Annotated in this window: 17 protein-coding genes; 13 read left to right on the forward strand and 4 right to left on the reverse strand. The window is 35.8% G+C overall.

The features are described 5' to 3' along the window. The first annotated feature begins 29 nt into the window (after nt 1-29). From ACFOWM_RS08090 to ACFOWM_RS08135, 10 genes are all read left to right on the forward strand, one after another. The gene (locus tag ACFOWM_RS08090; protein WP_379708671.1) at nt 30-620 is read left to right on the forward strand and encodes a TetR/AcrR family transcriptional regulator; all 591 of its coding nucleotides are present in this window, start codon (nt 30-32) and stop codon (nt 618-620) included. A 2-nt stretch (nt 621-622) separates the two neighbouring features. Further along, nucleotides 623-1,690 (forward strand): 1,2-phenylacetyl-CoA epoxidase subunit PaaE, encoded by a 1,068-nt coding sequence (gene paaE, locus ACFOWM_RS08095; RefSeq protein ID WP_379708673.1) that lies wholly within the window; start codon nt 623-625, stop codon nt 1,688-1,690. Nucleotides 1,691-1,762: 72 nt separating this feature from the next. Continuing rightward, nucleotides 1,763-2,713, forward strand: a complete 951-nt coding sequence (gene paaA / locus ACFOWM_RS08100) for a 1,2-phenylacetyl-CoA epoxidase subunit PaaA (RefSeq protein WP_379708675.1) — start codon at nt 1,763-1,765, stop codon at nt 2,711-2,713. 17 nt (nt 2,714-2,730) lie between these two features. After that, nucleotides 2,731-3,111 (forward strand): 1,2-phenylacetyl-CoA epoxidase subunit PaaB, encoded by a 381-nt coding sequence (gene paaB, locus ACFOWM_RS08105; protein WP_379708678.1) that lies wholly within the window; start codon nt 2,731-2,733, stop codon nt 3,109-3,111. A gap of 58 nt (nt 3,112-3,169) precedes the next feature. Beyond that, a complete protein-coding gene (paaC, locus tag ACFOWM_RS08110; protein ID WP_379708680.1) occupies nt 3,170-3,940 on the forward strand; it encodes a 1,2-phenylacetyl-CoA epoxidase subunit PaaC in 771 nt (256 codons plus the stop codon). Nucleotides 3,941-3,954: 14 nt separating this feature from the next. Beyond that, on the forward strand, nt 3,955-4,455 hold the full coding sequence (gene paaD, locus ACFOWM_RS08115; protein ID WP_379708682.1) for a 1,2-phenylacetyl-CoA epoxidase subunit PaaD: 501 nt from the start codon (nt 3,955-3,957) through the stop codon (nt 4,453-4,455). 70 nt (nt 4,456-4,525) lie between these two features. Next, nucleotides 4,526-5,167, forward strand: coding sequence for an MgtC/SapB family protein (locus ACFOWM_RS08120; protein WP_379708684.1), 642 nt, complete (start codon nt 4,526-4,528; stop codon nt 5,165-5,167). Nucleotides 5,168-5,177: 10 nt separating this feature from the next. After that, the gene (locus ACFOWM_RS08125; protein WP_379708686.1) at nt 5,178-5,954 is read left to right on the forward strand and encodes an enoyl-CoA hydratase-related protein; all 777 of its coding nucleotides are present in this window, start codon (nt 5,178-5,180) and stop codon (nt 5,952-5,954) included. 21 nt (nt 5,955-5,975) lie between these two features. Next, complete coding sequence (paaI, locus tag ACFOWM_RS08130) at nt 5,976-6,392, forward strand: hydroxyphenylacetyl-CoA thioesterase PaaI (RefSeq protein WP_379708689.1); 417 nt, start codon at nt 5,976-5,978, stop codon at nt 6,390-6,392. Nucleotides 6,393-6,395: 3 nt separating this feature from the next. Continuing rightward, nucleotides 6,396-6,989: an acyltransferase gene (locus ACFOWM_RS08135; RefSeq protein ID WP_379708691.1), complete on the forward strand. Its 594-nt coding sequence runs from the start codon at nt 6,396-6,398 to the stop codon at nt 6,987-6,989. Between the two features lie 2 nt (nt 6,990-6,991). On the opposite strand, the gene ACFOWM_RS08140 is transcribed toward ACFOWM_RS08135, so the two are convergent. The 3 genes from ACFOWM_RS08140 to ACFOWM_RS08150 form a co-directional block, all read right to left on the reverse strand. Continuing rightward, a complete protein-coding gene (locus ACFOWM_RS08140) occupies nt 6,992-7,390 on the reverse strand; it encodes a DUF6970 domain-containing protein (RefSeq protein ID WP_379708693.1) in 399 nt (132 codons plus the stop codon). A gap of 66 nt (nt 7,391-7,456) precedes the next feature. After that, complete coding sequence (locus ACFOWM_RS08145) at nt 7,457-7,828, reverse strand: hypothetical protein (RefSeq protein ID WP_379708696.1); 372 nt, start codon at nt 7,826-7,828, stop codon at nt 7,457-7,459. Nucleotides 7,829-7,838: 10 nt separating this feature from the next. After that, a complete protein-coding gene (locus ACFOWM_RS08150) occupies nt 7,839-8,189 on the reverse strand; it encodes a hypothetical protein (protein WP_379708698.1) in 351 nt (116 codons plus the stop codon). A 105-nt stretch (nt 8,190-8,294) separates the two neighbouring features. On the opposite strand from ACFOWM_RS08150, the gene obgE reads away from it, so the two are divergent. From obgE to ACFOWM_RS08165, 3 genes are all read left to right on the forward strand, one after another. Continuing rightward, complete coding sequence (obgE, locus tag ACFOWM_RS08155; RefSeq protein ID WP_379708700.1) at nt 8,295-9,362, forward strand: GTPase ObgE; 1,068 nt, start codon at nt 8,295-8,297, stop codon at nt 9,360-9,362. 73 nt (nt 9,363-9,435) lie between these two features. Beyond that, on the forward strand, nt 9,436-10,479 hold the full coding sequence (locus ACFOWM_RS08160) for a 3-oxoacyl-ACP synthase III family protein (protein WP_379708702.1): 1,044 nt from the start codon (nt 9,436-9,438) through the stop codon (nt 10,477-10,479). Between the two features lie 36 nt (nt 10,480-10,515). After that, the gene (locus ACFOWM_RS08165; RefSeq protein WP_379708704.1) at nt 10,516-11,412 is read left to right on the forward strand and encodes a diacylglycerol/lipid kinase family protein; all 897 of its coding nucleotides are present in this window, start codon (nt 10,516-10,518) and stop codon (nt 11,410-11,412) included. Here the strand turns inward: ACFOWM_RS08165 and ACFOWM_RS08170 are convergent. Continuing rightward, nucleotides 11,409-13,631, reverse strand: coding sequence for a patatin-like phospholipase family protein (locus ACFOWM_RS08170; protein ID WP_379708707.1), 2,223 nt, complete (start codon nt 13,629-13,631; stop codon nt 11,409-11,411). The two genes, ACFOWM_RS08165 and ACFOWM_RS08170, sit on opposite strands and share 4 nt — an antisense overlap. Between the last annotated feature and the right edge of the window lie 28 nt (nt 13,632-13,659).

A 13,659-nucleotide genomic window follows, 5' to 3' on the forward strand; every position in this document is an offset into this window, starting at 1 on the left:
ACTAATATACGTTAGTTTTGTTGTTGATTATGGCTAAAATTAAAGTAGTTACCAACGGTACTAAAAAAGATATTATTTTAAATAGTGCCGCTGCAATATTTAAAAGAAAAGGATACAGAGCTGCCTCTTTAAGAGAGTTGGCTGATGCCGTTGGGGTAGAAGCACCCAGCTTGTACAACCATATTGGCTCAAAAGCAGAGTTGCTGCAAGACATTTGCTTTGAAGTAGCTACTGATTATACCAACCATTTAAAAATAGTTGTTGAAAGCAATGCAAAAGTTATTGATAAACTAGCCGTTATTATTCGCTTTCATGTACGCAAGTTATCTACTGATTTTGATAAAGTATACGTATCTGACCACGAATGGAAACAGTTACCTCAAAAGCAATTAGAAACTTTTTTAGCTTCTAGAAAAGCTTATGAGAAAAGCCTTATTGAGTTGGTTGAACAAGGCATTGCTCAAAAAGAATTAAAAAACCATTTTCCTAGTATTACAGTATTAACAATACTTTCAGCGGTTCGTGGCTTAGAGTTGCGACAAAGGCATAAAAGTGAATTTAGTATAGAGGAGCTTGAAAACACCATGATTGATTTATTACTAAACGGCATAAAAAAATAACAATGGCTTCGCATTTTCATGCTATAAAGGTTAAAGAAGTAATTAGGGAAACGCCTGAATGTGTATCCATTAGTTTTGATATACCCGAACATTTACAAACAGTTTTTCAATATAAAGAAGGGCAAAACATTACCATTAAAACGACCATTAACCAACAAGATGTTCGTCGATCGTATTCCATTTGCAATGCTCCTTACGAAAATCAATTAAAGGTTGCCATTAAAAAAACAACGGGTGGTCTTTTTTCAACCTACGCCAACGAACATATTAAGGCTGGCGATGTTTTAGAAATTATGCCGCCTACAGGCAGGTTTACGGCAAAAAATACCACAGGTAATTTTTTAGCTATTGCTGCAGGTAGTGGTATTACGCCTATAATGTCCATTATTAAGCATACGCTTAAAACCCAGCCCAATAGCCATTTTACATTAATTTATGGCAATAAAAGCAGGGGGTCCATCATCTTTTTTGAAGAAATAGAATCACTCAAAAACAAATACATGAACCGCTTTGTTTGTGTAAATGTGTTGAGTAAAGAAAGAACAGATGCTGATATCAATTATGGCAGAATAGATGCTGAAAAATTAAACGCTCTTACACCACTTATTCAGTTTGAAAAAATGAATGATGTGTACATTTGCGGACCAGAAGCTATGATATTTTCAGCAGCCGATTTTTTAGAACACAAAGGCATTTCAAAAAATAATATTCATTTCGAACTTTTTACAACACCAGGCCAAGCAAAACAACAAAGCAGCGAAACCCTTGCACAAAAACAAGTAGGCCCTACCAGTAACATTACGGTAAGGCTCGATGGTCGTACGTTTGAATTTGATTTACCGCAAAACAGTCAAAATATTTTAGATGCTGCCCTAGCACAAGGTGCCGATTTGCCTTACGCTTGTAAAGGCGGTGTTTGCTGTACTTGCAGGGCCAAATTGTTAGAAGGACAGGTAAAAATGGATGTAAATTATGCCCTCGAGGCTGATGAAGTGGCACAAGGTTTTATATTAACTTGTCAAAGTCACCCATTAACAGAAAAAGTAATTATTGATTTCGATATAAAATAAATGATAAAGTTTAGCCAAAAAAGCTAACAATCGTTAGTTTTTTTACTAATTTTGAATTATAAACACTTAGTGATGATGCAACTAGTAGATTTAGAAAAAGCGTTTCAAGCAAAAATTGACCAAGAAATTAAAATTGAGCCGAAAGATTGGATGCCCGATGCATATAGAAAAACAAATATCAGGCAAATTAGCCAACATGCCCATAGTGAAGTAATTGGTATGTTACCTGAGGGTAATTGGATCAGTCGTGCACCAAGCTTAAAACGTAAAGCCATTTTAATAGCAAAAGTGCAAGATGAGGCTGGGCATGGGTTGTATCTGTATTCAGCTGCTGAAACTTTAGGGATGAGTAGGGAGCAAATGACCGAAGATTTACTCAGTGGTAAAGCAAAATATTCATCTATTTTCAACTACCCTACCCTTACTTGGGCCGATATGGGCGCTATTGGTTGGTTGGTAGATGGTGCCGCTATTTTAAACCAAGTTATGTTGTGCAGAACATCATACGGCCCTTATGCTCGTGCTAATGTGCGTATATGTAAAGAAGAAAGTTTTCACCAACGCCAAGGTTTTGAAACACTTATGGTATTGAGCCAAGGCACACCTGAGCAAAAAGCGATGTGTCAAGATGCTATAAACCGTTGGTGGTGGCCTGCTTTAATGATGTTTGGCCCAACAGACAGCGAAAGTACCAATAGCGATACAAGTATTAAATGGAAAATTAAACGTAAAACCAACGATGAATTGCGCCAGCAATTTGTTGATATGGCCGTACAACAAGTAAAAGTGTTGGGCATGACACTGCCTGACCCCGATTTAAAATGGAACGAAGAACGCCAGCATTACGACTTTGGTGAAATTAATTGGACCGAATTTTGGAACGTTGTAAAAGGCAATGGCCCTTGCAACAAACAACGTTTAGATGCTAAGAAAAAAGCACACGAAGAAGGTGCTTGGGTAAGAGCCGCTGCTGTGGCACATGCACAAAAGAAAGCAGCACGTACTACTCAAAAAGTAGCTTAAATAATAAATAGTACACAATGAACATCTCAATAAAAAAATGCTATTACGGCGATTTTGGTGGCGATAGCGAAAAAACAAGCAGCTACAATAACACAGATGCGGCTATCAAAAATGCACAAGAAGCATGGCCATTATGGGAAATTTTTATTCGCAGCAAACAAGGGCTTGATCATAAACATGCCGGCAGTTTACATGCAGCGGATGCCAACATGGCTATGGAAAACGCAAGAGATGTATATACACGTAGGCAAGAAGGCGTAAGTATTTGGGTAGTGGAAAGTAAACATATACATGCTAGCAACCCAGATGATGCTGCGGCTTTATACGAACCTGCGGCTGATAAAATTTACCGTCACCCCACATTTTACGAAATACCCGACGAAGTGGGGCACATGTAATTTATTTTGTAGAGATTGATTTTATGCTCCGTTATGAGCATTACACAAACATGGTATAATGGAACAATCAAATAATGATCATACAGCTTTGGTTGATTATGTATTACACTTAGCTGATAATAATTTAATATTAACCCAACGCAACGCTGCATGGTGTGGCCATGGCCCTATTTTAGAGCAAGATATTGCTATTACAAATATTACGCTTGATTTAATTGGCCAAGCCCGAAACTTTTATCAATATGCAGCAACGCTCATAGGTGGCGATGCTACAGAAGATTCATTAGCATATTTACGCAATGAAAGGTCATTTAAAAATTGTTTATTAGTAGAACAACCCAACGGCGATTGGGCACAAACCGTAACCAAACAGTTTTTTTACAGCGTTTACCAATTTTTATTATACGAACAGTTACAAAAAAGTAGTGATGAAACCCTTGCGGCCATAGCTGCCAAGTCGTTAAAAGAAGTTACTTACCATGTAACCTGGAGCAGCGATTGGGTGATACGCTTAGGCGATGGCACTACTGAAAGCCAACAACGCATGCAACAAGCCATTGACAATTTATGGAACTACACCGGTGAGTTGTTTGAGCCTGCAGCTTACGAAAACAGTTTACACCAACAACAAATTGCACCTGCTATCGCAACTTTACAACCAGCTTGGTTACAAAAAGTAAAAGAGGTGTTCGCAGAAGCTACCTTAACCATTCCTGAAAATAGTTTTGTGCAAACTGGTGGCAAAAATGGTTTACATACTGAACAATTAGGTTATATATTAACAGAATTACAATATTTACAAAGAACCTATCCTGGGGCGAATTGGTAGTGCAGCATTTTACAATGAAAACAATTGCGGATCATACAATACATCAAGAAAAAATAAACCAAGTTTGGCAATTATTACAAGAAGTGTGCGACCCTGAAATACCTGTGTTAACTATTATTGATTTAGGTATTGTTCGCAACATTTTTGTTGATGATACAGAACAACTTGTTATTCAAATAACGCCCACTTACTCAGGCTGCCCTGCAATGGATGCTATTAGTGTTGACATTAAACTAAAATTAATTGAAAACGGCATTCAGCATTTTAAAGTGCAGCAAATTTTATCACCTGCTTGGACGACAGATTGGATGAGTGAAACAGGTAAAGCCAAATTGAACGCCTATGGCATTGCACCTCCATCAGCTTCGCATTTAGCAAACAACACTACACCAGCTTGTCCGCAATGCCACTCTAACAACACCAAATTATTAAGCCAGTTTGGGTCAACATCTTGCAAAGCATTGTACCAATGTTATGATTGTAAAGAACCATTTGATTATTTCAAATGCCATTAGCCTTATTTATAAACATTACTATTTTTTTCAACAGCATTGTTGTACCTACTTTACTCCATAAATTTGATTTATGAATATAATGGTGTACGTTGAAGAAATTGGCCAAGTGGCTTTTGCCTTTGTAATAGGCGCCATTATTGGTATTGAAAGAGAATTTAGAAGCAAGCCTGCAGGTTTTAGAACCATGATATTGATTTGTGTAGGCTCATGCCTTTATACCATAATTTCAAAAGAAGCCAATAGTGTAAGTAATGATAGAATTGCCAGTAACATAGTTACAGGTATCGGTTTTATTGGAGCAGGCGTAATTTTTAAAGAAGGTATTACAGTAAACGGCTTAACCACAGCAGCCCTTATTTGGATTACCGCAGCATTAGGTATGGCTATTGGCTATCATAACTACCCTTTAGCAATTGTAGTATCTATTTTAATTGTGATAGTGTTATTTGTATTAGAACCGGTGCAACGTTACATTAACAAATTACATCGGGTAAAAGATTATAAAATAAAAATAGTTGAAACCAGCACTGTTTTTAAATTAGAATTAGAAGCATTTTTTTCTCGACATGATATGACTTTTCGTTGTATGAAAGTAACCAAAGAAGAATTAGATGCAGTGTACATGTATAGAATAAGCTCACCAGATAGAAACTACGACGAAGTAAATAATTTTCTCTTAAACCATAAAGAAGTAAGAAGCTTCGAAGTATAAAACCAGCATCATGTCATCCATATTATTATCCATACAAAATAGTGTAGCCATAATTACACTCAACAGGCCCGATAAATTTAATTCGTTCAATCGCAGCATGGCATTGCTTTTACAGCAAACCCTCACTGACTGTGCAAATAATGATACCATTCGTTGCATTGTAATTACTGGCAATGGTAAAGCTTTTTCCGCAGGACAAGATATTGCTGAATTAGTAGGAGATGATGCTTTAAAAATTGAAACTATTTTAAGTGAACATTACAACCCCATTATCCAACTAATTAGAAATATTGGCAAACCCATCATTGCAGCCGTAAATGGTGTAGCTGCTGGCGCAGGCGCTAATATTGCTTTGTGTTGCGACATTGTTTTAGCAAATGAACAAGCATCATTTATTCAAGCATTTTCAAAAATTGGTTTAGTGCCTGATAGCGCTGGCACCTATTTTTTACCACGTTTAATTGGCTTTCAAAAAGCCAGCGCTTTAATGATGACTGGCGATAAAGTAAGTGCAACAGAAGCGGAACGCATGGGTATGGTATTTAAAGTAATTGCTGCTGCTGATTTTGAAGCAGCCGTATTAGCACAAGCCAACACTTTAGCAGCAATGCCTACCTTGGGTTTAGCATATACCAAAGAGGCGTTAAACAATACCATGAATAATAATTTGGTATCGCAATTAGCTGAAGAAGATAGGTTACAAAGAATTGCAGCTGCAACATCAGATTTTAATGAAGGCATAACAGCCTTTTTAGAAAAGCGAACACCCCTGTTTACCGGCAAATAAAAAACTTTAAGCTTTTATAACATGACGCCCACACCCAACGAAGTTGTAACCCACATGATGCAACACGATTTATTTAGCCAATGGCTCGGTATAAAAGTGCTTGATATTAAGGAAGGATACAGCAAAATAAGCATGACGGTTCGTCCAGAAATGATCAATGGTTTGGGTATTGTGCATGGCGGCATTGCTTTTTCATTTGCGGATAGTGCTTTTGCATTTGCTTGTAATAACCGCAACGTGTTATCCGTTGCATTAGATACAGCGATCAATTTTTTAAAACCTGTTCATGTAGGTGATGTACTAATAGCAGAAGCTACTGAAATTCATAACGGTAAAAGTACCGGCCTATATCAAATTGCTATTTACAACCAACACCAACATTTGGTGGCTCAGTTTAAAGGCACTTGTTATAGAACGCAAAAAAAGTTAATAGATTAAAACATGGTTTACGCATTCAACAATTACATACCAGTAGTGCACCCCAGCAGTTTTATTCATCCACAAGCGGCAGTTACAGGCCATGTAATTATCGGCAAAAACTGTTACGTAGGGCCAGGTGCAGCAATACGTGGCGATTGGGGTAAAATTATTATTGAAGATGGTTGTAATGTGCAAGAAAACTGTACCATACACATGTTTCCGGGTGTTACTGTTACATTACACGAAGGTGCCCATATTGGTCATGGTGCTATTATACACGGCGCTATTATTGGTAAAAATAGTATGGTAGGTATGAATGCTGTTATTATGGATAACGTACAATTAGGTGATGAGTGCATTGTTGGTGCATTGAGTTTCATAAAAGCGGATAGTATTTTTGAAAAACGTAGCCTCATTGTTGGTAACCCAGCAAAAAAAATAAAAGATGTTACAGATGAAATGATTGCTTGGAAAACAAAAGGCACTGCATTATACCAACAACTACCTGCTGATATGCACCAAACATTTTATGCCTGTGAACCTTTAACAACAATACCAGCTGACACAAAAGAACAATCAGCCATTTTCAAAACTTGGAATGAAACCAAATCATAAGTTTACTTCGTTCTTACATCTTGCCAAATAATTTTTTCATTGGTAGCCTCATTAAAATTTTTAATGCTTCCATCGCCTCGGCCTGTAAAACCTCCATCTGGGTGGCCAATTAACGTACAATTGGTATCATACAAATCACTAAAATAATCGCAACAAATAGAAGGCACATAATACACAATAGCCCCTTTAAAAGTATACTGTATTATTTTACGTGGGGGGTTGGTTACAGGCTCATTTTTAAATGTTTTGATAAGGTTATTTATACACGAGGGCAAGTTGCTTAAACTATCTTTTTCATTTGTTGGTTTAGCTTCAGTTACAACCGCAGCATGCATAGTATTTTTTTTGGCGCTACAGCAACTTACCGCAACGAACATTAAAAGGCCAATTATAATTTTCATATTTTATTGTATTTAATAAAAAAGGCAGTGCAAAAACACTGCCTAAGCTAAGTCTATTTTTTTACATTAATGGGTTGCTACATTTTTTGCTCTAGATGCTTTTCTTCCTCTAAAAAATAAATACAAATTAAAAAACAACATTATGCCCAAGTAAATGGCAAAACCACCAATTTTAGCACTTAATATTTCAAGTAAACTTCTTCCATTTTCAATAATGGATGTTACCTCCATAATTTTAAAAGCAAAACCAAGGTTGAGTAAGTAAAAGCCAGTTTCAAAAAGTTTATTGGTTGAAAGTGCAATATCTACTTTACCACTAAAAATATCTAACATAAATACTTTACCATTTTTAAACAAAGTGTGGGCTACGTACCAAGTAAGCAACATTATTATTGGTAAATAAATAAGGTAGGCGATAAAATTAAAATCTGTTTTCATTGCTTAAAATTTAATGATGATGAAATAATGAAGATTTCCCAATTAAAGGAATGCTGTACATATTTATAAAGTGCATAACAGCCAACGATATAATGATGCTACCGCATTTATTACTCACACTTGCCATTAGTTCTGCCACAGTAGCAATGGTTTTCCAATTTTTGAGCATTACAGTGGCATAACCTAAATTAACCAAGTAATAACCCACCAATAAAATTTTGTTGATAAAATCTGCCAATGGTACATCGTTATTAAAAATATTTAAAATGTAATGACGCCCATTTTTATAAAAAATATTACCCACTTTAACCGTAACCCAATAGGTAATAAAAAGGTAGATGCTGTAAGCTAAAACGTTCATACTAGTAGGTTTAAATGATGAACTTTCTTTCTGAATGTAAAAATAATATAAACTTTCTGAATTTTCAATATTTTATGAAAGTTTATTTTTCGCTGGCTCATTAATATGAAATCAATTATCAAAAAGGCTTTACGTATTTTTGCCACTTACTATATATCAACCGTTTTGGAAAAATCAAATTTTGTAGATCAAATAAAAATATTTTGTCGCTCTGGCCATGGTGGTGCTGGCAGTAAACATTTTTTAAGAAATAAACTCACTGCATTTGGCGGACCAGATGGGGGCGATGGCGGTAGAGGTGCCCATATTATTTTAAAAGGCAATGCACAATTGTGGACCTTATTACACCTACGTTATTATAAAAATGTATTGGCTAATGATGGTGGCAATGGCGCTGGCGGTAACTGCACTGGCAAAAATGGTGATGATATTATTATTGAAGTGCCGTTAGGTACTATTGCAAAAGATGAAGAAACGGGTGAAAAATTAGGTGAAATTTTGCATGATGGTGAAGAGTTTATTTTAATGAAAGGTGGCCGTGGTGGTTTAGGCAATAGTAATTTTAAAACAGCTACCAACCAAGCGCCTGAATATGCCCAACCTGGCGAACCTGGTGTAGAAGGTTACCGAGTTTTAGAGCTGAAAGTATTGGCTGATGTTGGTTTGGTGGGTTTTCCCAATGCTGGTAAATCAACCTTATTATCAGTAATAACTGCCGCCAAACCCAAAATTGCTGATTACGCTTTTACTACATTGGTACCGCAATTAGGTATGGTGGAGTACCGTGAAGGCAAAAGTTTTTGTATGGCTGATTTACCGGGTATTATTGAAGGTGCTGCAGAAGGTAAGGGTTTAGGTCATCGTTTTTTACGCCACATAGAACGTAACTCCATTTTATTGTTTTTAATACCGGCAGATAGTGCCGACCATAAAAAAGAATTTGACATATTACGCAACGAATTGGAAGAATACAATCCTGAAATGTTGCAAAAAGATTTTGTGATTGCCATAAGCAAGGCAGATATGTTAGATGATGAATTGAAAGAAGCCATTAAAAAAGAATTACCACAAAAAATTCCTTCCATCTTTATTTCTTCTGTTACGGGTTATAACATCCCTCAATTAAAAGATATGTTGTGGAATGCCCTAAATACACAATCGCCCAATAGTTAATTTGGTTGCATTTGAAATGGTTGCATTTTAGGTGCTTTTTATTGTAAATTGCAACACCAAAAATTGTTGAGACATGCCACAAACCAAAATTGCAGGTATTGGTAAATACGTGCCTGAAAATGTTGTAACTAATAATGACTTAACTGCTTTTATTGATACCAGTGATGAATGGATACAAGAACGTACCGGTATTAAAGAAAGAAGATATGCCCATCGCACTGACGAAACCACCACTACTATGGCGGTTAAAGCAGCCGAAATTGCATTACAACGTGCAGGCATTACTGCACAAGAGGTTGATTTTATTATATTCGCTACTTTAAGTCCTGATTATTACTTCCCCGGCTGCGGTGTATTGGTGCAACGTGCCATGAAAATGAAAGAAATTGGCGCCCTCGATATCAGAAACCAATGCAGCGGTTTTGTATATGCTATTTCTGTAGCCGATCAATTTATTAAAACAGGTATGTACAAAAATATTTTAGTAATTGGTAGTGAAAAACATTCGTTCGGTTTAGATTTTAGTACCCGTGGGCGCAACATCTCTGTAATTTTTGGTGATGGTGCTGGGGCTGTAGTTTTACAACCAACTGAGCAACCCGGCATATTAAGTACACACTTACACAGCGATGGCGATAGCGCCGAAGTGCTTGCCATGTACAACCCCGGCACACATGCCAACCATTGGGTTGATACACCTGTAGCTACTTTTGATGATGCCCCAAGGGGTGAAATGTTTATGAGTCACTCTATGATTGATAGTGCTCAAAATTTCCCATACATGGATGGACCAGCCGTTTTTAAAAAAGCAGTGGTTAAGTTTCCGGAAGTAATTATGGAAGCATTGCATCAAAATAACTTACAAACCAGCGATATTGATTTACTAATACCGCACCAAGCCAATTTACGTATTGCTCAATTTGTACAACAAAAGTTACAATTGAGTGATGATAAAGTATTTAACAATATTGAAAAATACGGTAACACTACAGCAGCATCTATACCAATTGCATTGTGTGAAGCATGGGAAGCTGGTAAAATAAAAGAAGGCGACTTGGTTTGTTTGGCAGCATTTGGCAGTGGCTTTACTTGGGGCAGCGCCTTACTACGTTGGTAACAAAACGTAACGTAGTTTTGCACATTAAATCATAATATGGCTTTACAAAGACGATTTTTAGTTTTCATAAACCCCATTTCAGGTACACAACAAAAAAAGGGATTGAAAGCGTATATCACCAATACCCTTTCGTTACAGCAATTTTATGTTGAAGTGTTGCCAACACAACAAAATGGACAATACCCTTTTTTGAAAGATAAAATTGCAGCAGATAATATTACAGATGTTATTATTTGTGGTGGTGATGGAACCGTTAATCAAATATCTTCATTTTTAATTGATAGTAATGTACATGTTGGAATTATACCAATGGGCTCTGGTAATGGGTTAGCATTTGCAGCAGGTATTCCTAAAAATCGTACAAAGGCTTTAGCGATTATTTTAAAAAACAACGCCCAACCAATTGATGCGTTCTACATTAACAATCAGTTTAGTTGTATGCTTTGTGGTATTGGGTTTGATGCACAAGTGGCACATAATTTTGCAGAGCAGCCATCAAGAGGTTTAGCTACTTATGCTAAAGAAACTACCAAGCATTTTTTTTCAGCAAAGCCTTACCGTTTTAAAATTACAGCGAATCAACAAACTTTTACAACCCAAGCTTTTTTTATAAGTATTGCCAATAGTAACCAATTTGGTAACCATGTTACCATTGCACCTAAGGCAAGTTTGAGTGATGGCTTGCTTGATATAGTAGTTGTAAACAAAACCAACAAACTCAACCTAATTATAAAGTTGTTACAGCAAATAAAAGCTGGCAAGCTAGGCCATATTAGTGAGCAAAATAAAACCATTCAATATTTTCAAACAGAAAATATAATTATTGAAAACTTAGATAATGCTCCTTTACACATTGATGGTGAGCCGAGTAAAACAGCTACATCATTTAATATCAATATCATCAAAAATGCATTTACATTAATACATGCTTAAGGAGCTTGTAGCAAAGTGGCTACTTTTTTTGCTGCTGCTTGGTTAATGTTATTGTTATAAGATGATATAACGTCTAATTTTTCACGGAGTGATAAATGAAAATTAAGCGCTGCTGATTTGTCTTCATTTTGTGGTGTGTACATAAATGTTGCTTTGTAAACATTTACACCCAATTCGTTTTTAAAATAACCAAATTGATCAGCTTGGTAAAAATCTTGTAACTTAAACCAGTTATGCTGTAACATGGTAGCAGGGGTTACAATCATATCGGTTACTGATTTTGTTTCAAAGGGTTGTTGCCAGCCATCATCTAACCGATCTCTTATTTGTACTAATAAAACACCACTTGTATTTGCTTTAATCCATTCTTTAAAATTATCAATAAATCGCAAAGCAGTTTCTTGTCCATAATTATCTCTTAAGCCAGCATCCATTACATCAATAACGGGTTCACTGGGTAACCAAACATTCGGCAATACGTAAGGAAAAGTAGCATTCATTCGTAAAGCGGTTAAAATCCGCAAATCATTTGGGTCTTGCTTTTTAAAAAGCTGTGCAAAGTCAACTGCATCGGCATTGGTGGTAGTATCATTTTGTAATGAAGTAGGCTTCATCATAAAACTAACCGGCTGTGTACTTATAATTAATTTTCGGGCATCGGTTTTTATAACAGCATTAAAAAAAATTAAAGGGGCTGCTGCTTGTTTTTCTAGTTCATAAAAATCTTTTAGTTGTTTGTTAAGTACACCCTCAGTATTTTGACCAAGCTTTCTTTCAAAAGCATAACCCCTATCTTTTACATATTGTTTATTACCAACGTCAAATTTTTGAATTGGGGCAAAAATATCTCGAGCCATTAGTGAGGTAAATACGGGGTTTAATAAATCTTTTGAAATATTATCCGTATACTTTTTGTTGTAAATATTTAAGGCTGGGTTTTTTAATTTATTTACATACAAACCTCTGTAATAGGCAGCTGCCAACATACCGCCACTAGCGCCACTCATTAAAAACGTTTGGTTCATTAATGCTCCATTACTCAAACTATCGGTTTGCTGTAGTACGTTCATAGTAAAGGCGGCACTTCGTAAACCACCGCCACTTACATTAATAAAAACAAGTAATGGCTTGGCTGTTTTTTGTTTGGCTTTCCATTTATTTAAAATGGTGAGCATATTTTGTTTGTCTGCCTCAATTTGAGCTGGGCTATTTAAAGCTTGTATGGAGTGTTTATTATAGGCAGGCCGCAGTAATTTGTTTGTATAATTTAAACCGTATGCTTTGTTACGTGGGTCAATAATTTCTTTTTCGTACAATAAGTTTAACACACCAAACACTATAATGACTGCTACCAAACTCCAGCTTTGTAAAAAATAAGTAAGTGCACCAATAACGGCAATCAATAATGCAAACACTGTAATAATACTAGCTGCTGCAGGTATTTCAAACAATGTATGTTCTTGTAAAAAACCTGTTGTTACAATTAAAGCAAATGCCAATACAATACTTAAAATGGCAACTAAGTGGTGTCGTTTAAATACAGTATCCAAATAATCTTGCCGATAGTGAGCAACATTTCTGCACTTGCTGATTTTAAAACCGGTGTTGAGGTACCAATAAACTTTTAATCCAAATTCATCGTATTTTTTTTCTTTTGCAGTAAATGTTTTATTAAACCGATCGGGGTTCGTTATGATAGGTATCATACTTCTTTCAATGGTTTTACCAGCTGTAAAAAAGTAGGCAAAAGTGATAAGGAGTAAAATAAAAATTCCTAAAAATATACCCAGCATTTCAATGGCAATGCCGCTACCATTCATCAACTCTTTGTAATCATTAAAATGATACAACTTTATAAAATAGTAGGTTAAAAATGAAATAGGTATTAAGCTATTATTTATACAATATTTTAAAAAAGGATTAGCAGTAGTAGCCAAAAATTTCAATCGCCTGCTATGCAAAATAAACGTGGTAACATTCCAACTCATTATAAAAACACCCATTGCTAAACCAGTAATTATAGCCCCTAATATATTTACTGACCCCAAATATTCAGGCGAAAAAAACAAAGCATCTGCCCCAAATGTTTTCATAAAAACACTGGCTACTGTACTAAAAAGTATTGCCCAAAAAAATAATAATACTTGGTATTTCCTAAAGTGCAGTATGAGTAACTGTACAGGCAACGAATAAAATACGTTCTTTAAAAAATGAACCATGTACTGCAATTTTAAGTGGGTGATATTA

It is taken from the genome of Ferruginibacter yonginensis (assembly GCF_042651465.1).
Lineage (GTDB): Bacteria > Bacteroidota > Bacteroidia > Chitinophagales > Chitinophagaceae > Ferruginibacter > Ferruginibacter yonginensis.

Excerpts from the sequence above, each read along its gene's own strand:
- ACFOWM_RS08090 (WP_379708671.1), top strand. The coding sequence starts at position 30 with ATGGCTAAAATTAAAGTAGTTACCAACGGTACTAAAAAAGATATTATT.
- paaE (WP_379708673.1), top strand. The coding sequence starts at position 623 with ATGGCTTCGCATTTTCATGCTATAAAGGTTAAAGAAGTAATTAGGGAA.
- paaA (WP_379708675.1), top strand. The coding sequence starts at position 1,763 with ATGATGCAACTAGTAGATTTAGAAAAAGCGTTTCAAGCAAAAATTGAC.
- paaB (WP_379708678.1), top strand. The coding sequence starts at position 2,731 with ATGAACATCTCAATAAAAAAATGCTATTACGGCGATTTTGGTGGCGAT.
- paaC (WP_379708680.1), top strand. The coding sequence starts at position 3,170 with ATGGAACAATCAAATAATGATCATACAGCTTTGGTTGATTATGTATTA.
- paaD (WP_379708682.1), top strand. The coding sequence starts at position 3,955 with ATGAAAACAATTGCGGATCATACAATACATCAAGAAAAAATAAACCAA.
- ACFOWM_RS08120 (WP_379708684.1), top strand. The coding sequence starts at position 4,526 with ATGAATATAATGGTGTACGTTGAAGAAATTGGCCAAGTGGCTTTTGCC.
- ACFOWM_RS08125 (WP_379708686.1), top strand. The coding sequence starts at position 5,178 with ATGTCATCCATATTATTATCCATACAAAATAGTGTAGCCATAATTACA.
- paaI (WP_379708689.1), top strand. The coding sequence starts at position 5,976 with ATGACGCCCACACCCAACGAAGTTGTAACCCACATGATGCAACACGAT.
- ACFOWM_RS08135 (WP_379708691.1), top strand. The coding sequence starts at position 6,396 with ATGGTTTACGCATTCAACAATTACATACCAGTAGTGCACCCCAGCAGT.
- ACFOWM_RS08140 (WP_379708693.1), bottom strand. The coding sequence starts at position 7,390 with ATGAAAATTATAATTGGCCTTTTAATGTTCGTTGCGGTAAGTTGCTGT.
- ACFOWM_RS08145 (WP_379708696.1), bottom strand. The coding sequence starts at position 7,828 with ATGAAAACAGATTTTAATTTTATCGCCTACCTTATTTATTTACCAATA.
- ACFOWM_RS08150 (WP_379708698.1), bottom strand. The coding sequence starts at position 8,189 with ATGAACGTTTTAGCTTACAGCATCTACCTTTTTATTACCTATTGGGTT.
- obgE (WP_379708700.1), top strand. The coding sequence starts at position 8,295 with ATGAAATCAATTATCAAAAAGGCTTTACGTATTTTTGCCACTTACTAT.
- ACFOWM_RS08160 (WP_379708702.1), top strand. The coding sequence starts at position 9,436 with ATGCCACAAACCAAAATTGCAGGTATTGGTAAATACGTGCCTGAAAAT.
- ACFOWM_RS08165 (WP_379708704.1), top strand. The coding sequence starts at position 10,516 with ATGGCTTTACAAAGACGATTTTTAGTTTTCATAAACCCCATTTCAGGT.
- ACFOWM_RS08170 (WP_379708707.1), bottom strand. The coding sequence starts at position 13,631 with ATGGTTCATTTTTTAAAGAACGTATTTTATTCGTTGCCTGTACAGTTA.